This is a genomic window from Grimontia celer (assembly GCF_900055185.1).
GTDB classification, from domain to species: Bacteria; Pseudomonadota; Gammaproteobacteria; order Enterobacterales; family Vibrionaceae; genus Enterovibrio; species Enterovibrio celer.
The window spans coordinates 1,271,926-1,296,433 of sequence record NZ_FIZX01000002.1 but is presented as its reverse complement, the minus strand read 5'-3'; the positions used below and the strand labels follow the sequence as shown (position 1 = coordinate 1,296,433).

At 46.5% G+C, this 24,508-nt stretch carries 25 protein-coding genes; 9 read left to right on the top strand and 16 right to left on the bottom strand.

Features of this window, described 5'->3' with window-relative positions:
- Positions 1–456 carry an Lrp/AsnC family transcriptional regulator gene (locus tag GCE9029_RS16160; protein WP_002538050.1) on the bottom strand — a complete coding sequence of 152 codons (456 nt, stop codon included), beginning with the start codon at positions 454–456 and terminating at the stop codon, positions 1–3.
- A 146-nt stretch (positions 457–602) separates the two neighbouring features.
- Between GCE9029_RS16160 and GCE9029_RS16155 the strand changes: the two genes are divergently transcribed.
- Entirely contained in the window at positions 603–1,580 is a 978-nt protein-coding gene (locus GCE9029_RS16155; protein WP_062664739.1) for a DMT family transporter, read from the top strand.
- Positions 1,581–1,588: 8 nt separating this feature from the next.
- Here GCE9029_RS16155 and GCE9029_RS16150 read toward each other — a convergent pair whose 3' ends face one another.
- From GCE9029_RS16150 to GCE9029_RS16115, 9 genes are all read right to left on the bottom strand, one after another.
- Entirely contained in the window at positions 1,589–1,951 is a 363-nt protein-coding gene (locus GCE9029_RS16150) for a hypothetical protein (protein ID WP_062664736.1), read from the bottom strand.
- A complete protein-coding gene (locus GCE9029_RS16145) occupies positions 1,948–2,463 on the bottom strand; it encodes a GNAT family N-acetyltransferase (protein ID WP_062664735.1) in 516 nt (171 codons plus the stop codon). Before GCE9029_RS16145 ends, GCE9029_RS16150 begins: the two co-directional genes overlap by 4 nt.
- Positions 2,464–2,552: 89 nt before the next feature.
- Entirely contained in the window at positions 2,553–3,092 is a 540-nt protein-coding gene (locus tag GCE9029_RS16140; protein WP_062664732.1) for an outer membrane beta-barrel protein, read from the bottom strand.
- 314 nt (positions 3,093–3,406) lie between these two features.
- Positions 3,407–4,792 carry an ABC transporter ATP-binding protein gene (locus GCE9029_RS16135; protein WP_062664730.1) on the bottom strand — a complete coding sequence of 462 codons (1,386 nt, stop codon included), beginning with the start codon at positions 4,790–4,792 and terminating at the stop codon, positions 3,407–3,409.
- Positions 4,767–5,576 carry an ABC transporter permease gene (locus GCE9029_RS16130; protein WP_062664728.1) on the bottom strand — a complete coding sequence of 270 codons (810 nt, stop codon included), beginning with the start codon at positions 5,574–5,576 and terminating at the stop codon, positions 4,767–4,769. Before GCE9029_RS16130 ends, GCE9029_RS16135 begins: the two co-directional genes overlap by 26 nt.
- Positions 5,573–6,508 carry an ABC transporter permease gene (locus GCE9029_RS16125; protein WP_062664726.1) on the bottom strand — a complete coding sequence of 312 codons (936 nt, stop codon included), beginning with the start codon at positions 6,506–6,508 and terminating at the stop codon, positions 5,573–5,575. Before GCE9029_RS16125 ends, GCE9029_RS16130 begins: the two co-directional genes overlap by 4 nt.
- Positions 6,509–6,510: 2 nt before the next feature.
- A complete protein-coding gene (locus GCE9029_RS16120) occupies positions 6,511–8,097 on the bottom strand; it encodes an ABC transporter substrate-binding protein (protein ID WP_062664724.1) in 1,587 nt (528 codons plus the stop codon).
- Between the two features lie 73 nt (positions 8,098–8,170).
- A complete protein-coding gene (locus GCE9029_RS26355) occupies positions 8,171–8,479 on the bottom strand; it encodes a DUF2607 family protein (protein ID WP_157487822.1) in 309 nt (102 codons plus the stop codon).
- A gap of 230 nt (positions 8,480–8,709) precedes the next feature.
- Positions 8,710–9,519, bottom strand: coding sequence for a sulfite exporter TauE/SafE family protein (locus GCE9029_RS16115; protein WP_062664722.1), 810 nt, complete (start codon positions 9,517–9,519; stop codon positions 8,710–8,712).
- Between the two features lie 249 nt (positions 9,520–9,768).
- Between GCE9029_RS16115 and GCE9029_RS16110 the strand changes: the two genes are divergently transcribed.
- From GCE9029_RS16110 to katG, 4 genes are all read left to right on the top strand, one after another.
- A complete protein-coding gene (locus GCE9029_RS16110; RefSeq protein WP_046304760.1) occupies positions 9,769–10,743 on the top strand; it encodes a DUF1852 domain-containing protein in 975 nt (324 codons plus the stop codon).
- Positions 10,744–10,788: 45 nt separating this feature from the next.
- Complete coding sequence (locus tag GCE9029_RS16105; protein ID WP_062664720.1) at positions 10,789–11,817, top strand: methionine synthase; 1,029 nt, start codon at positions 10,789–10,791, stop codon at positions 11,815–11,817.
- Positions 11,818–12,136: 319 nt separating this feature from the next.
- Positions 12,137–12,469: a PepSY domain-containing protein gene (locus tag GCE9029_RS16100; RefSeq protein WP_062664717.1), complete on the top strand. Its 333-nt coding sequence runs from the start codon at positions 12,137–12,139 to the stop codon at positions 12,467–12,469.
- Positions 12,470–12,792: 323 nt separating this feature from the next.
- Positions 12,793–14,970: a catalase/peroxidase HPI gene (gene katG / locus GCE9029_RS16095; protein ID WP_062664711.1), complete on the top strand. Its 2,178-nt coding sequence runs from the start codon at positions 12,793–12,795 to the stop codon at positions 14,968–14,970.
- A gap of 93 nt (positions 14,971–15,063) precedes the next feature.
- On the opposite strand, the gene GCE9029_RS16090 is transcribed toward katG, so the two are convergent.
- Positions 15,064–15,993 carry a DMT family transporter gene (locus GCE9029_RS16090; protein WP_062664709.1) on the bottom strand — a complete coding sequence of 310 codons (930 nt, stop codon included), beginning with the start codon at positions 15,991–15,993 and terminating at the stop codon, positions 15,064–15,066.
- A 149-nt stretch (positions 15,994–16,142) separates the two neighbouring features.
- Here GCE9029_RS16090 and GCE9029_RS16085 point away from each other — a divergent pair, with 149 nt between their 5' ends.
- Positions 16,143–17,048: a LysR family transcriptional regulator gene (locus GCE9029_RS16085; protein ID WP_062664707.1), complete on the top strand. Its 906-nt coding sequence runs from the start codon at positions 16,143–16,145 to the stop codon at positions 17,046–17,048.
- 127 nt (positions 17,049–17,175) lie between these two features.
- On the opposite strand, the gene GCE9029_RS16080 is transcribed toward GCE9029_RS16085, so the two are convergent.
- A complete protein-coding gene (locus GCE9029_RS16080) occupies positions 17,176–17,670 on the bottom strand; it encodes an ABZJ_00895 family protein (protein WP_157487821.1) in 495 nt (164 codons plus the stop codon).
- A gap of 275 nt (positions 17,671–17,945) precedes the next feature.
- Between GCE9029_RS16080 and GCE9029_RS16070 the strand changes: the two genes are divergently transcribed.
- Positions 17,946–18,698, top strand: coding sequence for a hypothetical protein (locus GCE9029_RS16070; RefSeq protein WP_062664701.1), 753 nt, complete (start codon positions 17,946–17,948; stop codon positions 18,696–18,698).
- Positions 18,699–18,988: 290 nt separating this feature from the next.
- Here GCE9029_RS16070 and GCE9029_RS16065 read toward each other — a convergent pair whose 3' ends face one another.
- The 4 genes from GCE9029_RS16065 to GCE9029_RS16050 all read right to left on the bottom strand — a co-directional run bounded on the left by GCE9029_RS16065 (position 18,989) and on the right by GCE9029_RS16050 (position 23,216).
- Positions 18,989–20,821, bottom strand: coding sequence for an ATP-dependent nuclease (locus tag GCE9029_RS16065; RefSeq protein WP_197475370.1), 1,833 nt, complete (start codon positions 20,819–20,821; stop codon positions 18,989–18,991).
- A 480-nt stretch (positions 20,822–21,301) separates the two neighbouring features.
- Positions 21,302–21,832 (bottom strand): hypothetical protein, encoded by a 531-nt coding sequence (locus tag GCE9029_RS16060; RefSeq protein ID WP_062664699.1) that lies wholly within the window; start codon positions 21,830–21,832, stop codon positions 21,302–21,304.
- 117 nt (positions 21,833–21,949) lie between these two features.
- A complete protein-coding gene (locus GCE9029_RS16055; RefSeq protein WP_157487820.1) occupies positions 21,950–22,291 on the bottom strand; it encodes a hypothetical protein in 342 nt (113 codons plus the stop codon).
- Positions 22,292–22,820: 529 nt separating this feature from the next.
- Positions 22,821–23,216, bottom strand: a complete 396-nt coding sequence (locus GCE9029_RS16050; protein ID WP_062664695.1) for a hypothetical protein — start codon at positions 23,214–23,216, stop codon at positions 22,821–22,823.
- A 301-nt stretch (positions 23,217–23,517) separates the two neighbouring features.
- Between GCE9029_RS16050 and GCE9029_RS16045 the strand changes: the two genes are divergently transcribed.
- Together GCE9029_RS16045 and GCE9029_RS16040 are read left to right on the top strand one after the other, a co-directional pair.
- On the top strand, positions 23,518–23,922 hold the full coding sequence (locus GCE9029_RS16045) for an MAPEG family protein (protein ID WP_062664693.1): 405 nt from the start codon (positions 23,518–23,520) through the stop codon (positions 23,920–23,922).
- Positions 23,913–24,476, top strand: coding sequence for a hypothetical protein (locus tag GCE9029_RS16040; RefSeq protein ID WP_062664691.1), 564 nt, complete (start codon positions 23,913–23,915; stop codon positions 24,474–24,476). The genes GCE9029_RS16045 and GCE9029_RS16040 overlap by 10 nt, the downstream gene beginning before the upstream one ends.
- Positions 24,477–24,508 lie beyond the last annotated feature (32 nt).

Genomic DNA, 24,508 nt, shown 5'->3' with positions numbered 1-24,508 from the left:
CTAGACGTAAATCGGCAATGCCCCACGGTCTTTCACTTTACGAATCGCGAGCTGTGTATGAATGTCTTTTACGTTTTGTAGGCATTGCAGTTTTCGGGTGAATTGCTCATAGCCGCTAAGATCTTTGGCAACCACTTCCAGTAGGTAATCATAAGCGCCAGAAACGACATGGCAGCTGACGACTTCCTGCATATCACCAATCGCTTGTTCAAAATCATCAACCGATGTCACTTGGTGATTGTTCAGGCTGACTTCCACAAACATTGTCATAGCGATACCGACTTTATCCCGCGTTAACGAAGCGTGATAACCCGCGACAATCTTTTCTTTCTCCAGCCTTTTAATACGTCTTGCGCAAGGGGAGGGGGAAAGACCAACTAAATCTGCAAGTTCTGCTGTTGTCAGTCTCGCGTCCTTTTGCATCAGCTCCAGAAGCTGTTTATCAATACGATCCATGCATTCGCGCTTTTATTAATCAAGAATGATGTGAATATTAGCGGAAACCATCAATCTTTGTGTAATTGATATAAAAAGTTGCCAACTAACGCTAATCGCTGTGCCAGATAATAGCCATTCAACATCAAGGACAGAGATGAACAGTGATGGCTTCGAACGCAGAAAACGGAACGACACAGAGTAAGACGACAGGTTATTTGTCGATGATGGCAACGCTATTGGTTTGGGCAGGTTTTTTTCTCTCTCTAAAAGGTGGCGCGAACTCCGATTTGCTGCCAGCTGATCTGGCACTCATGCGCTTCCTTGTTCCTGCACTGTTACTGACTCCTTTTGTCTATAGGGCACGAGAGCAAATCGTAGCTATTCCGGCCAAATATATGCTGGGTATGTTTGTCGGCAGCGGACTGCCTTATCTTCTGGTGGCAAGTAACGCGATGCAATATGTCCCAGTCTCTCACGGCAGTGCGCTCGTGCCGGGTACCTTGCCTTTGTTTGTCACCGCCATTGCTGTGCTCTTTTACCAGCAACCACTAAGCTCACACCGCAAACTGGGACTTGCTGCGATCTCGATAGGCACGGCTCTGTTTCTCGTAAGCAATATAAGCAGTTCGGAAGGTACCTATGACTGGGCGCAGTCCAAAGGGCATTTGTTATTTCTATTAGGTAGCTTGATGTGGGCCATTTTCACGATCAGTGCGCGGGTAGCGAACCTTAATGCACTCGCTTGCTCTGGGGTATTAGCCATCATGTCGTGTTTGGTTCTGTTTGTGGCCGTCAGTATTGGTTGGTTGCCGAGTACGCTGCATCAAACCCCGCTATCAAGTTGGCCATGGCAGCAAGTGTTTACCCATACCTTGTTGCAAGGTGTCGGGGCAGGGATAGTGTCGTCGTGTACTTATCTGTATGCCGTTAAACAACTCGGGGCAGAGCGAAGTGCAGCATTCGGCAGTGCGACACCGGTGATCGCGACTTTGCTGGCTATTCCCATCTTCAACGAAGTGCCGGATGCAATGACTATGTCTGCGCTGGGGTTTGTCTGCGTCGGGAGTTTGGTGGCGAGTAATATCTTTATGAAGAATGATGCGTCTTTGAATTATCAGCCACCAGTCCATCAGGGCAGGTAGGCAGCTCCCTAACTTGGTTCGGTAGTGCTCGCCAATTCGTTTTTCCTTCGCCTGAAGAACACAAAAACATAACAGCTTGAAAGAATCAGCAGGGGCGACGAAGTGAGAAATAAAAAGAGCACTCTTTGTGATGCAAAACAATAAGGCGTGATGGCGAGCAACGAGAATAATAAGCCCACGACGGCGTGCTTTCTGTAAGCACAGAACCATGTATAGACCCAAAGAGAAATCAGGGCGGTGAAAACAATCAAAGCGACGACATACCAATGTGGGTTTCTAAAAGTCAGAGGCGTTTCCAAAGCCAGCCAGACTGCCATAAACGTGTAGCTGAAGAGAAAATAGGAAATGACCAATTTGGCAAGCAACTTCATATGGCGTAATTCCTTGCATGAGGAACGACTTCTGTGAATAGCGTCAACACATGGCATGTTTGATTGGCTCTAAATCCAAGCTTTCTGAAAAGCCTTTGAGACCTGACATTGTGCTGGTGGATATCTGCTCTCAACTGCTGGATACCTATTGATTTGGCATACTCAAACAGCAAGGGGTGTGCTTCTAACATAAAGCCTTTGTTCCAATAAGCGCGATGTAACAAACAACCGACTTCGCATTCAGAACGGACTTGGTTAAAGCTATGCAACCCGCAGGTCCCAATGACTTTGTTTGAAGCTTTCTCAACAATCGCCCACTCAAAAGACTCCTCTGCGGCTTCCAATCGAGCAACGCTGGTGAGCATTTGATGAACCATTTCGATAGAGGTGAACACAGGATCAGAGGCAAATTCCATGACTTGCTCGTCACCATAAACCTCAAACAAATCGTCGGCATCAGAGTGAACGATAGGGCGCAATGCGAGGCGATGGCTGGATAAAACAGTATTCATTAAATCTCGAAGTGCACTTGATAGGTGTATACAAAAAGCAAGTCAGACTCGGTCAAGACTGACCGAATCTGACTCTAAGACAATTCGTTTCAGAAGTTATAACGCGCAGTCAGCAATACGCCTTGAATAGTTAGGTCGACGTCATTGAAATCGCCGGTTTGATAGCGGTAACCGATGCCTACATCCAATTGGTCGAACATATAACCCAGCTCGAAGCCAGCTTGATAAGCCAACTCGGTTTGTGAGCGGGAAACGCCGTAAATGTCGGTTTGAGCTTTAATACCGCCGACGCCCAGGATCAATGCACTGTAGAGATTGTTTCCTGGTTCAACCCACTTTGGTCTTAGGTTGAAATAGTAGGCTTCACCATCCATGAAAACGTCTTGTGCGAAGTCCGCTTTACCGAAGTGCTGATATTCCACTTCCAACCCAAGTTCCATGCCTGTTGAAATTTCCAGCCCATACCCAACAAAACCACTCAGGCCGAATGCGTTGTTTTCATCCACCTTTAGATCGTTGTATTGCAGTTCTGTATCGTCATAAACAGAGAGGCTGGAGCCTGCATAGAAGTAGTTGTCAGCAAAGGAATGGCAGCTAAAAAGGAGTAAAGCAACAAAGAGTCTTTTCATCGGTAAACCACATGTCATTTTGGAAGAGTGGGAGAGTTCGATGTTATCCAACGGCTAAAAGCGAGTTGCTGAAGTCTCCCGGACTTCATAGAGAATCAGTCGGTGAATTTAACATTAGGTGCAAAGATGCATATTCGAAGCAGGTCTCAATTGTGGATGAATCGAGAATTTTTCATGAATTAAATCATGGGATTGGAACTTACAACGCACAAAGACAGTGGATACCTGTTCAATCGCGAGCAAAGCTTGTAGAGAAAAAAACGGGGCGATTAAGTGACGCCCCGTTTGGTTGAAAGAGTCGGAGGTTTGAGTGACTAGCTCATCTTAATCACCGAATCGCAGCGCTTTTCGACAAGGTGTTTATCATGACTCACAAGCAGAAGCGCACACCCTTGCTCCTTCGCCAAAGTGATCAGTACATCGGTGACCTCCTTAGCAGTGATAGGGTCGAGTCGCGATGTCGGCTCGTCAGCAAACAAAAACACAGGCTCAAGCAACAACGCGCGCATGATGGAAAAACGCTGCAACTCGCCGCCTGAAACTGAAAGACTGTTCCTTTCGAGTAGTTCTGGTGCGAGGTTTAGCTTATCCATTAACGGCGGGATTTTGGTGCGATCGAGATTGTGCAACGAAACCAAATCTTCCAGCAAAGTACCCAGGGTGACGCTCGAAGTGACTGCAGAAGGCGGGTCCTGAAACAGTTTTTGCCACTGATAAGGTGCCGTGTTTGGTTTCGGTTTGGAGATACTGCCTTTCACGGCAGGCAGCAAACCCAGCAAGGTATCGCCCAAGGTGCTTTTGCCGCACCCACTGTCACCTACAACCCCCATCACTTCTCCAGCATGGAGTGTGAAAGACAAATCCTCCGCCAGTGCTTTGCCGCCCCGCCCAATGGATAGCGATTCAGCGCTAATCACAGTATCAGTGAATGGATTGGCATCGGTATGTTTATCCCAATGTAACGGGTCAGCGGCTATCAGCGCTTTGGTGTACTCATGCTGAGGGTTCTCAAGTACCTGAGAGGCCGTGCCTTTTTCCAGTAGCTCACCGTTTCTCATGACCATGATGTCTCCCTGTAACTGGCGGGCAACTTCAATATCATGGGTAATGGTCAGCAGACCTCCACCTTGAGCACTTTCTTTAAGCAAGCTAGTGATATCGTCACGGCGGCTGGCATCGAGACCTTTGGTGGGCTCATCAGCCAGAATGAGTTTTGCGCCGCCTGCTTTCGCAGCGACAACGGCTAAGCGCTGAGCCATACCGCCTGAAAGTTCGCCGGGTCTTTTCATCGCACTTTCTTTCAATCCGACTGCATCGAGATCTTCAATGGCCATGTTGAAAGCGGCTTCAGGACTATTACCGTGCACACATTCATACACTTCTGAAACCTGTTGATAGCCGCGCATCAGCGGGTCCAGTGACCGCCAAGGCTCTTGCGGCAGCATAATGATTTCCTTTCCCCACAGTGCTTTCAGCGCATCCCCTTCAAGCTGTTGGTCCAGAATTTCCACGTCGCCGTGCTGAGAGAGTGTCTCGGGTAAAGTTCCAATAATGGCCTGTGCTAACAGACTTTTTCCTGAACCTGTTTCACCGAGAATCGTTAACGGCCTGTCCTGATACAAGGTTAACGAAACGGGTTGGATCAATAGGGTGTCTCCAACCGTTATTGAAAGATCATTCAGTTGAATCAGCGGTTTCACGACCTGCTCCCGTAAGTAGATGAAAACCCAATACCAGCAGTGCAACGGCAACCAATGGCTGCGCAAGTGCCCAAGGGGAATTGACGGAATAAGGGAACAGCTCGACGCTCATTAAGCCAAGTTCAGCAAGGGGCGGTTGAATACCGACAGCAACGAAGCCGAGCGATGCCATCATAAGAACCGCGTTAGCGCCGCCAAATGCTGCCATGGTCGTCACTGAAGGAAGAATGGCTGGCAGGATATGGCGTTTAAACTGATACCACTTCCCAAACCCCATCATGGAGGAAAGTTGTCTTTCAGGGCTGCCCACTTGTGCGCGGGTAATGGCTCGGGTGACCCGGTAATACTCAACCCACTGAACCAGCGAAATAGCGAGGTACAGCATCACGAAAGAGCCCGGAGCGATAGCAGCCAGCAGCAATACCAGAACCAATCCCGGCAAGGCCAACAGCGTATTGACGACGATATCCAACACTTGCTCCACTTTGCCGCCAGCCCAGGCGGAAAGCACACCAAGACTGACGCCCAGCACGGAAGCAGTAATGACACACAACACGCTCAGTGAGAAAGACAAACCAATCGCACTGGCTAATCGGGTCGCTATGTCGCGGCCAAAATGGTCAGTGCCGAGCCAGTGCTCACTACTGGGTGCCATCAAGGTTGCCGAGAGATTCTGCTGGTCAATCGAATAGGGCGAGACTAACCCGGTCAACAGTGAAAAGCCGAACAGGAACAACAAGATCGAAATACCTGCTTTTTGGCTGACAGATAATGTTTTCATCATTGTTCTTGTCGCCCCCTTGGATCAATCAAATAGCAGGCGATATCAATCAGGCCATTCAACACCACAAACAAAACTCCCATGGTTAGCGCACAGCCCTGAATCACAGGAATATCGCGGGCAAAAATAGCGTGTGCTAAACCGTGCCCGACGCCCGGCCAAGAGAAAAGTGACTCGATCATCACTATCCCTTCAATCACAGCGACTAACTGAATACCGATAAACGCCACCACGGGCACCGCCATATTGCGAACGCCATGGCGCAAAAATGTCTGCGATTCGGTTAAACCTTTAATGCGTGAAAATTGATAGAGGGAAGAACGAAACACCTTGAGTGCGCTGACATGCACGACACGGTTCGATACCGCTGCCAAGCTGATAGCGAGCGTGAGGGCAGGCAAGACCAAATGCTGCCAGGTCCCAAAACCTGCGACAGGCAGCACCGTGAAGTTCATGGCGAAGACCAAAATCAGCACCAAACCCAACACAAAAACAGGCAACGCTTTGGTGAAAGTCGAAAGCCAGACAAGCGTGGTATTGACGGCTCCACCTTTTTTGGCAGACCAGATGCCGAGGGGAATGGCAATCAGCACAGACAGCGAAATGCCTGCTACTGCCAGCAGCAAAGAATGCCCCAATTGATGCGCGACTTCACCGCTCACAGGTAAACCACTCACCAGAGAGTTCCCAAGATTGAACTGGAGCAAGTCAGTCAGCCAACTGACGTAACTGCTAAACCAGCCTTGGTCGAGGTTAAGTTCACTACGCACTAACTCTGCCGCGTTGGAATCCACGTTATCCTGGCCATAACGACTGGCGGCAATGCGATACGCCATGTCACCCGGAAGGCTCCTCATCATAATGAACGTGAGGGTGCCAACCCCCCACGCCACAAGAACAAGCTGGATCAGCCGCTTTTTTATCAGCGAAATCATGATCACTTAATGTCCATTTGATTGATGAAGTAGTCACGCTCGAACGGGTCGAAACTGAAGTTGGCAACACGACTGTTGACCGATGTGTGTTGGCTGTAGCTCGCAATCGGCAGCACAGGGTAATCGTCATGAATAGCCTTCGCGACTTTTTGACTGAGCATCAGACTCTTTTCTGCATCCTGCGTTTGCACCAGCTCCGCAATCGCGGCGTCAACGTCGGCGTTTTGCCAGTTCATTGTGCCCCAATCACCGCCACCATTAGAAAAATCGGTGCTGATGATAGGCAGAGGATCTGCGATAAAACCAAAGTTACGTGCAATCAACGCCACTTCCAGAGAGCCATCCGTGTGACCAGCAGGGATCATACTTGAGTTGGTAATATCTACTTTTAAATCCACACCAAGCTCAGCCCATTGCGCCTGAATGGCAGTTGCGACGGTAGCAAGCTCAGGGCGGTCAGCATAAGTGATCAGTGTCAATCTGAAGGGTTTGCCATCGCGCTCCAGCACGCCAGCTTCGTTTAACTCCCAACCAAGACCTGAAAGTAACGCTTTTGCCTCGCTCAAGTCATATTCTTGATTGGTTACACCATCGAGATACCACTTGGACATCGAGCTAGGAAGGAGTTGCGCGGTTTCAGAACCTTCTGCATACAGCACATTCTTTGCAATGCCACTGCGGTCAATCGCCATGCTAAGGGCTTTACGTGCTTCGGTTTCTTTCAAGAATGGATGCCCATTGTTGAGCTTCACAAACAGCGTTCGAGGGATCAGGTTGCTATGAACGTTAACCTGATCCGCGCCATCAAGTTGCGGCAGCATAGATGGGTCGAGTGTGAAAACAATGTCTGCTTCACCGGATTTCGCTTGCAGGATCCGGCTTTCTGCGCGGTGACCCGTTAGGTAAGAAGCAAAGGGGATGTTGGCATTATCGCCCCAGTACCCATCAAACTTCTTCACTAATAGCTTGTGCGGTGGTTGGAAGTTAGCCATTTCATAAGGGCCTGTGCCATACAGGGTTTCAACCTGACCATCTTCCTTGAAAGAAGTGGGTGCCACGATCGCTGTTGAATAGTTGGTCAGCAAAGCAGGGAAGGCAACATAAGGTTCATTCAGTTGGAACACAACCTGATTATTACCCTGCGCGCCGATGCTTTTGACAGAGGCTTTACCCAGGGTACCGTGCTTAGCCAAAGACTGGTTTAAGCTGTTAACCACAGCCTTGATATCCATTGGCGTACCATCATGAAATGTCACGCCATCTTTAATGGTGAGCGTCCAATCCAAGCCGTTGTCGCTAACTGCCCATTCTGAAGCCAGTCCCGGCGTGATGTTACCGTTTTGGTCAACGTTTAATAACGTCTCAATCACCTGCATACGGGTGAGAATGTAGCCTTGTTTAGAAGGGTCCAAGCTGGTTATCTCCCATGGACCACTGATGGACAAGGTGTTGGATTTATCTTGTGTCAGTTCCGTTGTTTTTTGCCCTGAAAACCAGAACGCGGCACCCGCAATAACAACTGCGGCGAGCACGCCCAGTCGAACCATTTTCTTCTTCTTTGCCACATTGGCGTACGAAATTTCAGTCATAACAGTCCCTAACGTATTCCTTAACGTCATAAAAAATTGAGTAATGTATTAGATGTATTAAAAGGAGAGTGCGTTAGGACTCGGGTGGAGAGCGGGTTCTCGGGTGAACACATGCCGTTCTCAAAGTGGTTTTGTCTTCGAATGATCCAACTGGTTGAGGTTCCGGCAAAATCAACACGTCCGTGTCAGCGTGCAAAACAGCATGATTAATCGACTCATAGATCGTGCATTGATGTCCTGCGTGAACGTCTTCATGGTGTTCCAACGCATGGAGCACAGAAACCGAGCTCAATCCAAAAGTCAGGGCGAGAAGAAAAAACACCCAAAACTGTTTCCCTTTAACACTCTGAAAAGAAAGCACTATGCCGAATTCTGCTGACATAAATTGTTATAATATAACAATTTCAAGAGGTGTACTGAACCAATTGAGAGGTTATTTATTGATTGAATTATTAAAAATACAAATTAATGCAAATGAGACGCAATCGCAAATAAAAGAGAGGAGAAACTTAGGGAAGAGACCCAGTAAAGGAAGCTAAGAAAAGAAGCAAAGGGCAGGTGAAGAGAAAAACAAAGGGAAAGATACCGACGATCCTTCCCCTTTAGTTTCGTTTAACGTAAAGCCATGTTTGCCGCCATCGCCAGCAAAAGTAGCGCGAAGACTTTCTTTATCGTGGCAACAGGCAAGGTTTGGGTCGCCTTCGCGCCTAAAGGCGCAGTGAACCAAGACGTACAGACGATACCCAGCAGCGCAGGTAAATAAACAAAGCCAGCGAAACCGTCGCTCAATGCAAAGTGGGCACTGCCAGATGTGATGTAACCTACCGAACCAAACAAAGCGATAACAATGCCACAAGCAGAAGCACAACCAATTGCTTTCTTCATGTCGATAGAAAAGAAGCTCAACATAGGTACCAGAAGGGCGCCGCCGCCGATACCAATCATGGCTGATAAGCCACCGACAATCGTGGTGAAGAAAGTCAGCAGGGGTTTGTTTGGCAGTTTACGCTCGGCGTCATCATCGCTCTTGCCGCTGAAAATCATCTTCAATGCAATGAGTACCACACTCACCGCAAACACAATGCGAACGATTTGCTCAGGTAACAAAGCTGCCAGAAAGCCGCTGATAAGTGCGCCAAGCGCCACGCCAGTCATGATCCAAGGGGCCAAATCCCAAGGGACATTACCGTTTTTATGATGAGCGATAGCCGAAGAAGTAGAAGTAAAGAGTATCGAGGCTAATGAAGTGGCGATGGCTGCAACCACGACCTGCTGAGCGGGCAATACTTCAAAGTGAAGTAAAATCACGCTGAGAATTGGCACAATCACCAATCCGCCGCCAATACCTAACAATCCCGCCAGAAAACCTACGCCACTGCCGAGCAGCGCACAATATATAAACAATAAAAGCAAATCACTCATCCATTTCATCTCTGCTTATTTTCAAGAGGCTGAAATCCTACACGAACAAATAAAAATAGATCATGAAGATTTCTCATGATGAAGGTGAAGGAAAAGAGTTTTCATTAAATCCATGAGGCACGTATAAATCTCACTATGCAAGTGTCACTGAAAAACAGTGAATACGACTTACTGGGAAAGTGATAATCAAAAATAAAGCCCAGGAAGAGTAAGGAATTATGTCAGCTTTAGATCAGGAACCCGATCACCATGAATAAGAATTTTACGTTCGCAATTAACAGCATTAGTTTTGATGAAAACTATCAGCCAAAAGACAACACCCGAATTACCACTAACTTCGCCAATTTGGCGCGAGGTGATAGCCGTCAGAGCAACCTGCGCAATGCACTGCGAATGATTGATAATAGTTTTAACTCTCTCGCAAATTGGGACAACCCAAAAGGCGATCGTTATTCTTTGGAGTTGGAAATTATCTCTGTTGATATGGATATCGAAGGCAGTGGTGAGGCATTCCCGTCGATTGAAATTCTGAAAACCAATATTCTTGATCGCCAAACCAACGAGCGCATTGAAGGTATTGTGGGTAACAACTTCTCATCTTACGTGCGTGATTATGATTTCAGTGTTCTGCTTCTTGACCACAACAAGGACCAGCCTAAGTTCAGTATCCCTGAGAACTTTGGTGAGCTACATGGCAAGCTGTTCAAACACTTCGTTAACTCAGAGGCTTACAAGCAAAACTTCAAGAAGCCGCCAGTCATCTGTTTGAGCGTGTCAGACAACAAAGTTTACAGCCAGACAGAAAACCAACATCCGGTGCTGGGTGTGGAATACCAGCCAAATGAGTCTTCACTCACCGAGCAATACTTCAAGAAAATGGGCCTTCAGGTTCGCTACTTTATGCCGCCAAACAGCGTTGCACCTTTAGCTTTCTATTTCTTTGGTGATTTGCTGAATGATTACACCAACCTTGAGTTAATCAGCACAATTAGCACCATGGAAACATTCCAGAAGATCTACCGCCCTGAAATTTACAATGCCAATGCAGTAGCCGGAAAACGTTACCAGCCAAACTTGAAAAATGCTGACCACTCTTTAACGCAAATTGTATATGACCGTGAAGAGCGCAGCCGATTAGCGATTGAACAAGGTAAGTTTGCAGAAGAAAACTTCATCAAGCCTTACCAAAATGTTCTTGAGCAATGGTCTGCGAATTACGCCTAATCACGATCTATAAATAACGAATAAAGAGCAAAGACAGTATTTATTATGAAAACACTATTACCGACTTCAACAGCAGGAAGCTTACCGAAACCTTCATGGTTGGCAGAACCAGAAAAATTATGGTCACCATGGAAATTAGAAGGTGATGCATTAATTGATGGCAAACATGACGCACTTCGTGTGGCATTGCAGGAACAACAAGTCGCAGGCGTAGATATTGTCAGCGATGGCGAACAAACACGACAACACTTCGTGACGACGTTTATTGAACATTTAAATGGCGTTGATTTTGAAAAGCGCGAAACCGTGACAATCCGAAACCGCTATGAAGCGAGCGTGCCTTCGGTGGTTGGCCCTGTTTCCCGTCCAAAGTCCGTGTTTGTAGAAGATGCGAAGTTCCTTCGAAAGCAAACCGACAAGCCAATCAAATGGGCGCTTCCAGGTCCTATGACCATGATTGATACCCTTTACGATGGCTACTACCAAGATCGCGAAAAGCTGGCTTGGGAATTTGCGAAAATCCTCAACCAGGAAGCGAAAGAACTGGAAGCGGCCGGCGTAGATATCATTCAGTTCGATGAGCCTGCATTTAACGTCTTCTTTGATGAAGTGAACGAGTGGGGCATTGCCACGCTGGAACGCGCCATCGAAGGGCTGAAATGTGAAACCGCTGTTCACATCTGTTATGGCTACGGCATTAAAGCCAACACCGATTGGAAAAAGACGCTCGGTTCAGAGTGGCGACAGTACGAAGAAGTCTTCCCTAAGCTGCAGCAATCCAACATCGATATTATCTCGCTGGAATGTCATAACTCCCGCGTACCAATCGAGCTGTTATCGCTTATCCGCGGTAAAAAAGTCATGGTAGGTGCCATTGATGTGGCGACGAATACCATCGAAACACCGGAAGAAGTGGCCGATACTCTGCGCGAAGCGCTGAAATATGTTGATGCCGACAAACTTTACCCATGCACTAACTGTGGTATGGCACCGCTTTCCCGCGAAGTGGCAACAGCCAAGCTAAACGCACTGAGTGCAGGTGCGGAAATCATCCGAAAAGAACTCTCTGCTTAACCAAATTACTGGTAGAGAAATTTAAGACAGACACAGCAAGCCAATACGTGTTGTGCCCAATTCACAACATTTTATGTGTCTGTCTTTTCCCATTATTTTTATTCTCTTCAATAGTTTAATTGCCTTCATTCCCCCTACATACACGCTGTGGAAAAATGTGAAAAAGCGCTTTCACATTTTTTTCACACCACGTCATTTAGTCTGCCATTGTTGATACGAGGCATTGTCCATTTTTGCTGAAGGCGCTCTCAGGAACTCAAACCTTCAACATCTCATGAGGCAAGGCACTTTGACTAAAATGGAATTAAGGACAGACAAAATGAAAAAACTGATCTTAGGTAGTGCACTTCTGGCTTCTGTGGGCGCATTCAGCGTTTCTAGCTACGCAGCAGACGCAAAAATTATCTCTGAAGAAGCTGCTATCAAAGCCGCACTGGCACAAGTCGGTGTTGAAGTACTGGGTATCCGCTTCGACGAGCCAGACACCCAGTGGGACGTATTTGTCAGATCTGGCGAGCAAGCTTACGAAGTGGAAGTTGATGCAGTAAGTGGCAAGATCGTAGCGGCTGAAAAAGAAAGCCTGGCAGAAATCAAAGCTGAGCTTTCTGGCGACCTTTCACATGAAGGCGTGGTTGGCGACGTAGATAAGTAAGTTTCAAAAGCCGCCTCACTCTCCATGGGTGGGGCGTTAACTCCTCTCTAAACATCCTTCCTCTTTTTTAGAAAACCCTTCGAATGTATCAAGGCATAAAACTGGACCGTTAAGCGCGTGCTGCAACTTGATGCTATTTGTAGCGAAATTGCGCTTAAATTCGGCAATGTCACCCTGAAAATTAACATAGATCAAGCTTATTGCAGATATAGGTAAAAGCAATTGTTCTCATTATCAGCAAGGCAGTATTTTATTCGTCATTGCAGAGTAAGCCTGCATCTAAAACTGTATTGCTTAGAGAATAAAAAATAAAAGGCTTGATTATGGATAATAAAAACAATGCATCGGGCAAGTGCCCAGTAGTACATGGCGCAATGACCAGCACAGGCAACTCTAACGTCGCTTGGTGGCCGAAGGCGCTCAACCTCGATATCCTCCATCAACACGACAACAAATCTAACCCTCTCGGCGAAGATTTCGATTACCGTGAGTCACTCAAATCCCTCGACGTTGAAGCACTGAAAAAAGACCTGAAAGCGTTGATGACAGACAGCCAGGAATGGTGGCCAGCAGACTGGGGTCACTACGGCGGCTTGATGATCCGCATGGCATGGCACTCTGCAGGTTCTTACCGTATCGGCGATGGCCGTGGTGGTGCAAGTACCGGCAACATGCGTTTTGCGCCATTGAACTCATGGCCAGACAACGCCAACCTGGATAAAGCACGTCGTCTGCTGTGGCCAATCAAACAAAAATACGGCAACAAAATCAGCTGGGCCGATCTAATGATTCTGGCAGGTAACATGGCGTATGAATCCATGGGTCTGAAAACCTTCGGTTTCGCGTTCGGCCGTGAAGATATCTGGCATCCAGAAAAAGACATCTACTGGGGCTCAGAGCAAGAGTGGTTGGCACCAAGTGGTGGTGAGAACGGTCGCTACGCAGCAGAAGGCGAACGCGATCTGGAAAACCCACTGGCAGCCGTGATGATGGGTCTGATCTACGTTAACCCAGAAGGTGTAGACGGTAACCCAGATCCACTGAAAACCGCACAGGACATGCGTGTGACCTTCGCTCGTATGGGCATGAACGATGAAGAGACCGTGGCATTGACGGCGGGCGGCCACACTGTGGGTAAAGCGCACGGCAATGGCGATGCAGCAAATCTGGGTCCAGCCCCAGAAGGCGCAGATATTCATGAACAAGGTTTCGGCTGGCAGAACCACACCACCCGCAGCGTGGGTCGCGATACTGTGACCAGTGGTATTGAAGGCGCGTGGACCACTAACCCAACGCAATGGGACAACGGCTTCTTCGACATGCTGCTAAACCATGAGTGGGAACTGACCAAGAGCCCAGCAGGCGCATGGCAGTGGGAACCGGTCGACATCAAAGAAGAAAACAAACCAGCAGACGTGGAAGATCCAAGCATTCGTCACAACCCAATGATGACTGATGCAGACATGGCACTGAAAATCGACCCGGATTACCGCGAGATTTCAGTGAAGTTCTACAACGATCCTGCGTATTTCTCAGATGTATTCGCACGCGCTTGGTTCAAGCTGACGCACCGCGATTTGGGTCCTAAATCCCGCTATGTCGGCCCAGACGTACCGGCAGAAGAACTGATTTGGCAAGACCCAATTCCAGCAGGTAAAGCGGATTACGACGTTGCTGCTGTGAAAGCGAAAATCGCACAAAGCGGCCTGTCTATCAGCGAAATGGTTTCAACTGCATGGGACAGCGCACGCACTTTCCGTGGCTCTGATAACCGTGGCGGTGCAAACGGTGCACGTATCCGTTTAGCGCCTCAGAAAGACTGGCAGGGCAACGAGCCTGAGCGCCTGGCAAAAGTACTGTCTGTGCTTGAGCCTATCGCGACCGAGTTCGGTATCAGCGTGGCAGACGTAATTGTTCTGGCAGGTAACCTGGGTATCGAGCAGGCAGCAAAAGCCGCCGGCTTCGAGCTGGAAGTACCATTCGTAGCAGGCCGTGGTGATGCAACAACAGAACAAACAGATGTTGAGTCATTCGCTGTGCTGGAACCGCTGGCAGATGGTTTCCGTAACTGGCAGAAACAGCATTACGCGGTAGCACCAGAAGAAATGCTGCTGGATCGCGCCCAACTGCTGGGCCTAACCGCACCAGAGATGACCGTACTGTTGGGTGGTATGCGTGTTCTGGGTACGAACTACGGCGACTCTGCACATGGCGTATTCACTGACCGTGTTGGCACCTTGAGCAACGATTTCTTCGTGACGCTGACCGACATGAACTATGCGTGGAAACCGACAGGCCGTAACTCTTACGACATCGTTTCACGTAAAAGCGGCGAAGTGAAATACACTGCAAGCCGTGTTGACCTAGTGTTCGGTTCAAACTCTATCCTGCGTGCGTATGCGGAAATCTACGCGCAAAACGACAGTAAAGAGAAATTCGTGAAAGACTTCGTTGCTGTATGGACCAAAGTGATGAACGCAGACCGTTTCGACATCGCTTAATAACCACCGCGAGTTAGAACGACAACAGACTATACCGCTCCCAGTGAGCGGTATTTTTTTATCTGAAATCAGCAGAACTTAGATGCGCAAACATCAGCTTGAGTGATTCTCTGAGCCTCGTGGGATAAAAACGGCACTGTCTTTTTTGCTGCGTTCATCCCTATTATCACCATCCCTTGGCGTTGGCATCCCTTCATAGCGAATCAATCCCGCCAGTAAAATCAGGGTTGCAGCCATCATATCGTTCAGGCTCACTGCATCTCCCAGAAAAACCCAAGCCAAACCCAAGGCAAACACCACTTCACAGCTGCTAATCATGGTGGTCTGCTCCATATCGGCCAACTGCGCCCCTTTGGAAAACAAGTATTGGGGTAGGGCAGCGGAAAGCACGCCGAGAGCCAGAATCAGCCCAAGTTCGTCAAACGAGGAAGGGACAGAAAACGTTTCCTGACTGACGAATGCGACAGGCACAAGAATCGCCATATGACCCAACAAAGCGGCAAACATTCGGGCTGAGGCGTCGTGATTTTTTTCAGGCAGGGAGAACATGTTGATCACCACGGCGAACGACACAGGCGCAGCGAGACAAACCAGCAAATCTTGCCAAGACGCTCCAAAGCCTTTTGATTCCTGCATAATGCAGACAGCGATAGCAATCAGCATGGCAGCGATCATCCGGTTGCGGCTCATGGTTTTGTTAAAACAAAGCCAGCCAATCAGAATCGCGAACATGGGGTAGGCGTAATAAGTCAGAATAACCGTGTTTGGCTCAAGCTTGGAGAGGCTCGACATAAAAGCCAACATGCCCAAGGCTGATAAACCGCCCACTGCGATAAAACGCAGAAATTCGCCATCCAACACCGGACGCTTTTTCAGCAACAACAGCATAATGAAAGTTGGAATAGCAAAGCGGTACAGGGTAACAGTATCTGGCGAGAACCCCTGACTCAGCAGCAACTGCGCCAGTAAAGGGTTCGAGCTAAAACCCAACGCAGCGGCCAATACCATCCAAATGCCCATCATCTGTTTCCCTCCTGCTTTTAAGGAACCACTTTGTTAAGAAGCCATGTTGTTAAAAACTCATGCTTTCTAACAACGACAAGAGAATGCTAGTGGTTTTTATGTAGAATGATTAATGAATAACTCTATAAATACATAAAAATGGTGCATGTATGAGGTTGGAGATCCGCCACTGGCAGTTACTTGATGCGATTGGAAAATACGGCAGTTTAGGTGCCGCCGCAGACGCCATTGGCGTCACACAGCCTGCCATGAGCCATCGCCTTGCAGAAGCGGAGCGAAGACTGGGCAGTGCGATATTTGAGCGCGAAGGACGAAGACTCAAACCAACTCCCGCCGGACAAGCATTGATCCAGACAGCATCATCCATCCTGCCGGAGCTATCACGGGCAGAAGACGAATTCGAGCGCACCGCTGCCAATGCCAGCCACCTAGTGCGAATAGGGATTGCAGAATACTCTGCCTATCATTGGGTACCGGGGTTTCTGAAATCGCTCGCGTTCAGCAGAGAAAAGCTGCAAATCGATTTTGTGGCGGCAGCAACCCGAGAAGCCGAAGCGACCCTGATAACCGGAAAAACGGACATCATCATTTCTCCTGCGCGTTCAGAAAACCCAGCGCTGGATTGTAAAACCTTGATGGAAGACGAGCTGGTACTGGTGACTCACCCCAATCACCCATTAACCGCCAAACCTTGGATTGAAGCGCAGGATTTAGTGGATGTAGATTACCTGACCTACAGTCTGGACGCGCTTCCTGGTTTTGAATACGAACGCTTTATCCGTCCATCCGGTATTCGTCTTCCTCACATGCAGGTCGTAGAAATGACCGATGCCATCGTAGAAATGATCGCCGTCGATTTGGGCGTGAGCATTCTTTCCCGCTGGGCGCTGAAACGCTCGATAAGACAAGCGCTGGTGGCACCTGTTTCCGTAACTAAACAAGGGCTGCCTCTCACCTGGTTTATTATCAGCCGCAAATCAGACCGCAAAAATGAAGCCATTAAAGTCACCGCTGAAGCCTTACAACAATGGTTTTCGTTGAATGAATCGAGCTAGTTAAGTTGGATTAACTAATTGCGCAACGCTTTGGGGTAAAGCGTAGATAGAGAAATTGTGGTTATGTTCGAGGGGAAAGCAGGCACCTAAATGCTGATACCTGCTTGAAAAGAAAAAGGAGAGAGGGCTATTCGGATTTCTGTTGCTTCGCCAACTGTTTTTCACGGGCTTTCACGGCGTTCTTAATCCCCATTTTCTCGCCCCACTTGAACACGAAATAGCTAATGATAAGAGTCAGCGGCATCAAGATGGCCACAATCCACCAGAACACCGCACCAAACTCCGCAGTAAATTCAGCCAACGTTAAGCCGAAGAAGTAGCGCATGATGCCCGCAACAACAATGAGCTCAACGGCCCCCCACAAAAGAATTGACAGCAAGCGGGTTTGACGAGACATCAAACGTTCCGTTTTCTGCCCGAAATACATGCCTGCGACAACGCAGGGAAGGGCAGTAGAAATAAAAGAAGAGCTCGACTCTGTAGGGCCGAAATAAGATTCCAGCGCGTAAAAAATCACCTCGACGAGAATCGTCAAAAGGCTTAGTAAAAGGGCAACATGCCAAATCTTCGGCTCTTTGACATCAGCGAGAGGAACATCGGTTTGCTGTTCAGTGGTCATCATTCATCCTTGTTTAAGTAAAAAATCCGTTTTTTCAGAAACATGGCTATTAAATCATCTTTGATGATTAGCGGGACAAGTAAAGATGGAATGAATAGGGACATTGATTCGCTTTGCGAGAGGCGTCGATATTGTGGAGAGCCCCAAAACCCCAAATGTTCAGTCTTATCTATGCAAAAAGCGTTGGAATACATGGGTGTATCAATTGTACGTAAGCGTACTCCGTGAAAACCTAAGAGACTGTTTACCTGAATAAGTACAACAAGCAGGACGTTTTTATGAAGCTTGCCAAGTACGGCCCTCTTACCTTGCTGGCCCTGTTCCTGACAGGGTGTGAAGAGATAGACCGCAGTGTGAGCTCCTCTCTTTGCTTTAACGAAGAGCTAGACAAAGAGGGAGCAGAATACACGGTGGACTACATCTACCGATTGAAAGACTCACACAACTATTACTATGGCGCGGGTGAGAAAGTGGTAACAGGGGGGGAAGTATCCGTCCCCGGAATGACAGGCGTGAAAGCGACCCAATTCTTCACCTACAAACGCAAAAAACACAAAGATGGGCACTTCTATACCCTAGACCCAGATAAGCCAGAAGAAATCTCTTTCTCCACTCACAATGTGTTTTACGGGGCGATTGAAGGAAATGAAGAATGGTATTACTTCCCTTCGGGAGTTCAAGGCAAAGATGAGTTGTTTAAAGGGGAAAAATACGAATCAGAGAACATCTTCAAGCGCTTTATTGATGGCGTAGAGCAACCAGAAGTAGAGATAGAAACGACGGTGACGTTCTTGGGTGTTGAAGAGCTGGATTTCAATGGCCACATCTTTCCAGCGTGCAAAAGAATAATGAGGATGGAAGGCTCTTTGGAAAACGGAAGAGAGTTCGATTTTTCTCTCTTCTTCTATGTCGGCGTTGGCAATGGTATCCCGATTGATCTAGACGTAGAAGAGGGCTGGGAAGTGGTATCTTTTGAAATCACGATTAATGGTGAGAAGATTTTTCCGTTGAGTGAGGGGGAAGGGGAGTAGCAGCCATTGGTATGGCTGCTTGGTTGTTTTGGAGTGGCTGATAGAGCCCCTGTTCTACCACTTTCTTAAGCCACTTTTGGACAGAAGCTGGTTAGAGTCGGTGCTCTACGCCGTTAGATTCGAATAACTAAGACTATGGCGGCGCTCGCCTATCATTCCTCGATGGGCGTCCCGCCTTCCTGTAGGCATCCGAGCAATCTACTTAATAAAGGACGGGCTTGTTCAAAACCCAAATAAAGTGTCGGCTGCGCGACACTTATCATTATTATTTTTATGATTTCTAAATTATTTTACTGATTGCGATATCTATCCAGGGTGTCCACCAAACTTCTCATGTCATTTGGGATTTCAATACCATTAAACTCATCAATAATCTTGATATCTGTTAATGTTACAGACCACTTATCACTGATATAGCTTCTCAAATCTTTCAAAACTTTTTTTCCACAGACAATCTCCATTCTTAATGAGATGTCGGACCACTTTTTATCGAATATATCAATTGCATTTGAAGTTAATGTGGAAATATCTTCTGGGCTACCTTTTTTTTGATGAAACTGCGTATATCTACCAATGTACTGACCTTGTAGATCATTCTTATACTTGGTAGACAATTCATCCAAGATACAAATAACCTCTTCATCAACTTGTAAGTCAAACCCCTTCCGTGAATTTCTTTCTTTCACCAACTTTACCAATAGCCGTTGTAAAACAGAAGGGACAAGCAAATAGTTCTCAATCTCTTTCCTTTGGTGAATATGAGCAAAGGAAAGATTACTATTTAGGTCGTTAAGAGTTTCTTCTACCTCCTCTTCACACCAGTAGTCATGATCATAAACAGCGGCAATTTTAATGTCAGCACCAAGTGTGTTCTTTATGCCCCATGCTAATGAGCGAACCCGCTCCCATGAGGAATAACCACCGGACTCGAAAGGAGTGATGTCTGAGCCAGAAGCAAGTTCAATGAAGCCCATTTTTCTAGCAAACCTACGGATAACTTTGTAGTCACCCATACCTTCAACAAATAGAACTTTCTTTGTTCTAGCTAATTGAGTTAAAGTAATGTTTTGAATTGAGCCTATCGAGTCTAAAGCTTGCTGCACACCTTCAACATCTCGAAGCCTTCTCGCTGCCTGCAACCTTTTATCAACGAGAAGAATTTCACTAGGGTCAGCTTCGCCTAGTATTTCTGTTGAGTGTGTGGCAAGTAATACATCAACATCTATCTCACGTAAGATCCCCAGTAATTGTCGTTGAACGTCAGGGTGTAAATAAACTTCAGGCTCATCAATTACTGTTAGGCTATATTCATTCGATCTAGAGATATGCGTTAAAAGCTGACACCAAATTTGAAATCCGAAACCAGCCCAATATACCTCTCTATCTTGCCGGCTCTCGGAACAAAACATAACCAACCGTTGTTCAAGTGCCGTCGTTAATTCAGGCGGTTGAATAGACATGCCGGGCCATGTCTCTTCGAGCATATATTTAAAATCATCAAATCCTTCAGGATTTTTATACCAATAATTCCTAAAGTGCCTACTAGCTCTTGGTGTCCCAACACTCTTCTTTACTGTGGCATCAGTAACAATCTTCTCTTCTTGTTCGATAGGACCTAATACAGGAACAACTTGGACCTTGAAAGGAAACGCCTTTTTGAACGCTGAGGGTGTTCTTGCTGATTTTCCATCAGTATCTATATTAAGAACACATCCACCATCGCATGGAAAGAATAGAACTAACTTATTTCGATTACTAAACCGAAAGGTAATAGTAGTGTTTACATCTGAATAGTCTGTGTGAACATTTTCTAATGATACAGGGAGATTATCCTCAGGTATCCGGTGACCGAGACTGTACCCACCAGAGTAGTATGGGACATTTACCGCGCTTTTGGAGTTAGCTATTTTTAACGCAGATTCGAGGATTCTCAGTGCACTAATAACAGTAGACTTTCCAGCGTTGTTAGGGCCAACAAGAATGTTCATCGCATTAAAGCTTAGCGAGAAATTCTTTAATGCTTTGTAGTTCAAAAATCGAATTGATGTCAAAGTAACATCTTTCATTAAAAACCCTTCTCTCTTATCGAAAAATATGGCAATCAGCTCTTTCCGCTTAACCATTTATTAAACCCCAAAACACAGGGTATTAGACATCCCACTCTGGGATCTTTTATCAACACAATCTAAATTAGCATAAGTATGTGTTTTAAAAAAACTTATCATACCTAATAACACATAAACTAGAAATGTCACAAATGGGCAATTCCACACCACACGATTAGCATTAGAAAATCTATCGAATACTCTCGATGTGAGACTGATAAAATTAGTTTTCGCCAACAAGCAATGGGGCACAAGCGACTTACGCTACCGCCCTTCGCTTCTCGGCACGCAACACGCCATCACTGTCTAAAACTTTTGGCGGGAATGTACCACAAAGTGCATAAAAGGAGGCTTGATTTTGGTCGCATGGAGAATCGAGTGGAGTGATTTTATTCAAAGAAATGAGGTAGTTGCAAGGTGAGAGGATTGGCCGCGCAGGGGCAGCCAAGAGAATGCTATTGCCTATTGACCTTAGTAGGGCTCATATGTATTCGCAGTCTATTTCGCCTTATTCAAAGTAACTTCTTGATCTAGACTACTGAAATCCCAGTAGGTGAAATTCTCCCTTAACGAGAATCCGCCCAAACTCTCTTCCCAAATGAAATCAGTACTACTGTCATTCCATTTCACTAGGAAATGAAGAGCATCACCTTCCTCATTGCATTTCAACACTTTAGGCAGTCCATCAGAGTAAAGTTCTGAAGTTTCAATTTCTTTGTTTGGACTGCAAGGAGTAACAAACTTTGCCATAGCACTGAGGCTATAATCGTCATTTTTGTAAGCATAGATTACATATTTATTCTGCAAGTTGACCTTTCTAAGAATACTTCTTCCTTCTACAAACTCACTGATTTGTATCCGCTCATATTCATCGTACCAACTCCATTTTTGCTGAGAAGCATAATTTAACTCTTTTTCGTCTTGCTTTTTTTGTTGACTTAGATCGTAGAAATAGTAGCCAGTCCCTATAAAAACAAAGACAAAAAACAGTCCAAGAACTCCCTTCAAAATTACTTTTATAACTTTCACAATATTCCTATCTTTTGATTGCCTGCTAACACAGTGTTCCGGGCAAACCGAAGCCTAGCGTAGTTTTTCTCCTATCAGGGCTTTGTTAGCCTTTAGCGGGGTTTGTCTTTCTTCGTTTCAATCAATTCTGTCCAAGATGCTCGCAGAAACACCGGCTCTAATGTACGCCTCGCAAGCAAAGCGAAACTGGGTGAGATAACTTTCACCAGAAAATAACTGATAATTGGCTATGGTGTTACAGCTTTCGGATGGGTACATCACGGTTAGGTTATCGACTTGGTTACAGTATATAACTTCACCTTTTAACTCATTTGTTCCCTGATAAACGGTGCAGGACATGTAATCAATCCTCAATCCGGAAACATTGCCTTTATCCAAGCCCTCTTTATTCAGTTCAACGCCGTCATAGGCAAGTAACGGGAATGAAAGGATTGTGGTGAGAAAAATGGCCTTTTTCACTTTTAGTTGCCGCATATGTATTCGTTCCGAAGCTTTTTGGGGGTAATAAACGTTTTATGACAGCGATACTAGGTAAAATCCGGCGTAAGGTACCGCCTTTCGATGCTTTGCACGCTAAACACAATCACTGTCTAAGTCATCTGGCTGGAATCTACCACAAAGTGCATAAAGCAAGATTTGACCGTGATCGCATGAAAAACTGATTGGTTATTGTTAAGTCGGCCATCAATAAGCAATATTCTCACGATGAATGAGTGAGGGGTAAAAGATTAGTTTTGGTAAGGGAAAAGTTGTGTTCTGCGAGATAAGTGAAGAGCATCCCTAAATGGAAAAGGGGCATGATCTATCCAAGCTAACGCCCTTTACTTCTCGGCACGTAATACGCCATCTACTGTCTGTAATTTCCGGCATGAATATACCATTGAGCACCAATATGCATACATGATTTCACTCGCACTCCAGCTCGGTTGCTGAGATCTTCGTCAATAAAAATGTAAGGTTTTATTTTGAGATTAATGTGGGGTTTCAGTTAACCCGTCTTTAACTCTTTAATCACCATCACCTGCTTTTCCAACACTAATCGGTCAGCCTCTTTATTGGTCTTTTTCACATTCACCCATTGCACACCAGTGGTGTCGGCATGGTTGATTTCTAATTGCAGGGAATACTTGGCGCGTTTGAAGATGGAAAATGCACCTAAGCCAGTTAAAACCAGCGCAAGACCGAGAACACCTTTGTTCTGAAACTGGGAGTAGGCAAGCCAGACGCCGCCGGAGAAGATCCAAATCCAGAAGAAGATATAGAGCAGGTTATCCAGAAGCGAGAGCTCTTTGACTCTGGCATCTTTGATTTTCCAGAGCGCATATTGGTCTTTGCGGAAGTGGAAGAATTCGTGGTCGATTTTAAAATCTTCGTCTTTCAGCATCTTGGGTCAATCCTTTAACCGATTTAGCGGTGATTATCCAACGTGTTGATCGTTTTGAAAAAGGAAGGTCTTTTCAGGTGAGAATGCCTTCAAAGATTCACAATATTGTGTGCGTGTGACATCAAGAAAATGGAGGGGGAGTTGCTTGGTGTGAGAAGCACGAAGGTGTGGAAACCTTCGGAGATTTCCATCAATTTTAGTGATGTGAGCACTAATATCGGTAAGCCTACCTATTAAACCCTGTAAGAGTACTTAGACTGAAAATCTGAATATTAAACAGTTAGATGCAGGGGTAGAGATAATGGGTTTTGTTCAACCTTATAGCGATACCGTTTTGGTACTGGGGCTTACCGGTTTTATCTTTTTCATTCAGTGGATGGTTGCCGACGTGGTAAGGCTTAAAGCGAAATGTGTACCGGGCTACCCGATAGAGCCAAGCCATTCGAGCATTTTGTTCCGGGCGACCCGCGCTATTGAAAACAGTAACGAAAGCGCCGCAATTCTGATCCTTTTCTCTCTGTTTGCCATTCTTTCTTCTGCCGACCCTGAGTGGGTAAACACCAGTGCGTTTATCTATTTCGGCGGACGTGTACTCCACATGCTCTGCTACTACCTGAACTTAAAACTCGGCCGCAGCGTAGCCTTTGTTATCAGCTTGGTAGGATTGCTGGGCATGTTCATTGCGGGGATTAAAGGTTGGGGCTGATTATTGTTTCACTGGTGGTTGGCGTTATCGTCAGCTACCTGATGTTCAGTGTGCCGAAAGACAAACGAAGTCCTTTATGGTTTGGGGCATCGATTGTGTTGGTGATAGGTATCGCCATCTGTTCTTACCCACTCGCGACGCCGCATATTCTTGTTTCTGACTACTTGCCGATTGAGCAGTGCGAAACCACAGACTATGAACTACGAGATTACCGCACCCCAAAAAACACAGATGTTTTGGATTTAGCGAAAAGCCAGCAAACCTTTTCTATGACCATTGACGGCAGCTTGGGCTATTGGGCTGGTGATAGAAATCAGCTGAAAGCCAGAAAAGGGCAGACCGTTTTCATTACACTATGTCCGTATTTCGGCTATCCGCATCTGTCGAACATGGTCGCGCAAATCGCGTTAGCGGATACTGTGATTTATCAATACCGCACTCAAACAGAATTTGAAGAACAGGCCGACACTGGCAAGATGTTTGGCTTTATCGGTTTCCCGTTGTTTTTGCTGCTGTTGATTGTGCTGAATATTTATCTGCGCCGAGATGATTGAGGAAAGTAGGAAAGGAACTTCAGTGAAAGCCC

What these genes read in the sequence shown, in the direction of transcription:
- GCE9029_RS16140 (WP_062664732.1), bottom strand. Translation starts at nt 3,092, where the DNA reads ATGAAAAGACTCTTTGTTGCTTTACTCCTTTTTAGCTGCCATTCCTTT.
- GCE9029_RS16160 (WP_002538050.1), bottom strand. Translation starts at nt 456, where the DNA reads ATGGATCGTATTGATAAACAGCTTCTGGAGCTGATGCAAAAGGACGCG.
- GCE9029_RS16070 (WP_062664701.1), top strand. Translation starts at nt 17,946, where the DNA reads ATGAAGCTTGCCAAGTACGGCCCTCTTACCTTGCTGGCCCTGTTCCTG.
- GCE9029_RS16110 (WP_046304760.1), top strand. Translation starts at nt 9,769, where the DNA reads ATGAATAAGAATTTTACGTTCGCAATTAACAGCATTAGTTTTGATGAA.
- GCE9029_RS16125 (WP_062664726.1), bottom strand. Translation starts at nt 6,508, where the DNA reads ATGATTTCGCTGATAAAAAAGCGGCTGATCCAGCTTGTTCTTGTGGCG.
- GCE9029_RS16150 (WP_062664736.1), bottom strand. Translation starts at nt 1,951, where the DNA reads ATGAAGTTGCTTGCCAAATTGGTCATTTCCTATTTTCTCTTCAGCTAC.
- GCE9029_RS16155 (WP_062664739.1), top strand. Translation starts at nt 603, where the DNA reads ATGGCTTCGAACGCAGAAAACGGAACGACACAGAGTAAGACGACAGGT.
- GCE9029_RS16130 (WP_062664728.1), bottom strand. Translation starts at nt 5,576, where the DNA reads ATGATGAAAACATTATCTGTCAGCCAAAAAGCAGGTATTTCGATCTTG.
- GCE9029_RS16100 (WP_062664717.1), top strand. Translation starts at nt 12,137, where the DNA reads ATGAAAAAACTGATCTTAGGTAGTGCACTTCTGGCTTCTGTGGGCGCA.
- GCE9029_RS16145 (WP_062664735.1), bottom strand. Translation starts at nt 2,463, where the DNA reads ATGAATACTGTTTTATCCAGCCATCGCCTCGCATTGCGCCCTATCGTT.
- GCE9029_RS26355 (WP_157487822.1), bottom strand. Translation starts at nt 8,479, where the DNA reads ATGTCAGCAGAATTCGGCATAGTGCTTTCTTTTCAGAGTGTTAAAGGG.
- GCE9029_RS16115 (WP_062664722.1), bottom strand. Translation starts at nt 9,519, where the DNA reads ATGAGTGATTTGCTTTTATTGTTTATATATTGTGCGCTGCTCGGCAGT.
- GCE9029_RS16120 (WP_062664724.1), bottom strand. Translation starts at nt 8,097, where the DNA reads ATGACTGAAATTTCGTACGCCAATGTGGCAAAGAAGAAGAAAATGGTT.
- katG (WP_062664711.1), top strand. Translation starts at nt 12,793, where the DNA reads ATGGATAATAAAAACAATGCATCGGGCAAGTGCCCAGTAGTACATGGC.
- GCE9029_RS16085 (WP_062664707.1), top strand. Translation starts at nt 16,143, where the DNA reads ATGAGGTTGGAGATCCGCCACTGGCAGTTACTTGATGCGATTGGAAAA.
- GCE9029_RS16080 (WP_157487821.1), bottom strand. Translation starts at nt 17,670, where the DNA reads ATGATGACCACTGAACAGCAAACCGATGTTCCTCTCGCTGATGTCAAA.
- GCE9029_RS16090 (WP_062664709.1), bottom strand. Translation starts at nt 15,993, where the DNA reads ATGATGGGCATTTGGATGGTATTGGCCGCTGCGTTGGGTTTTAGCTCG.
- GCE9029_RS16105 (WP_062664720.1), top strand. Translation starts at nt 10,789, where the DNA reads ATGAAAACACTATTACCGACTTCAACAGCAGGAAGCTTACCGAAACCT.
- GCE9029_RS16045 (WP_062664693.1), top strand. Translation starts at nt 23,518, where the DNA reads ATGGGTTTTGTTCAACCTTATAGCGATACCGTTTTGGTACTGGGGCTT.
- GCE9029_RS16050 (WP_062664695.1), bottom strand. Translation starts at nt 23,216, where the DNA reads ATGCTGAAAGACGAAGATTTTAAAATCGACCACGAATTCTTCCACTTC.
- GCE9029_RS16065 (WP_197475370.1), bottom strand. Translation starts at nt 20,821, where the DNA reads ATGGTTAAGCGGAAAGAGCTGATTGCCATATTTTTCGATAAGAGAGAA.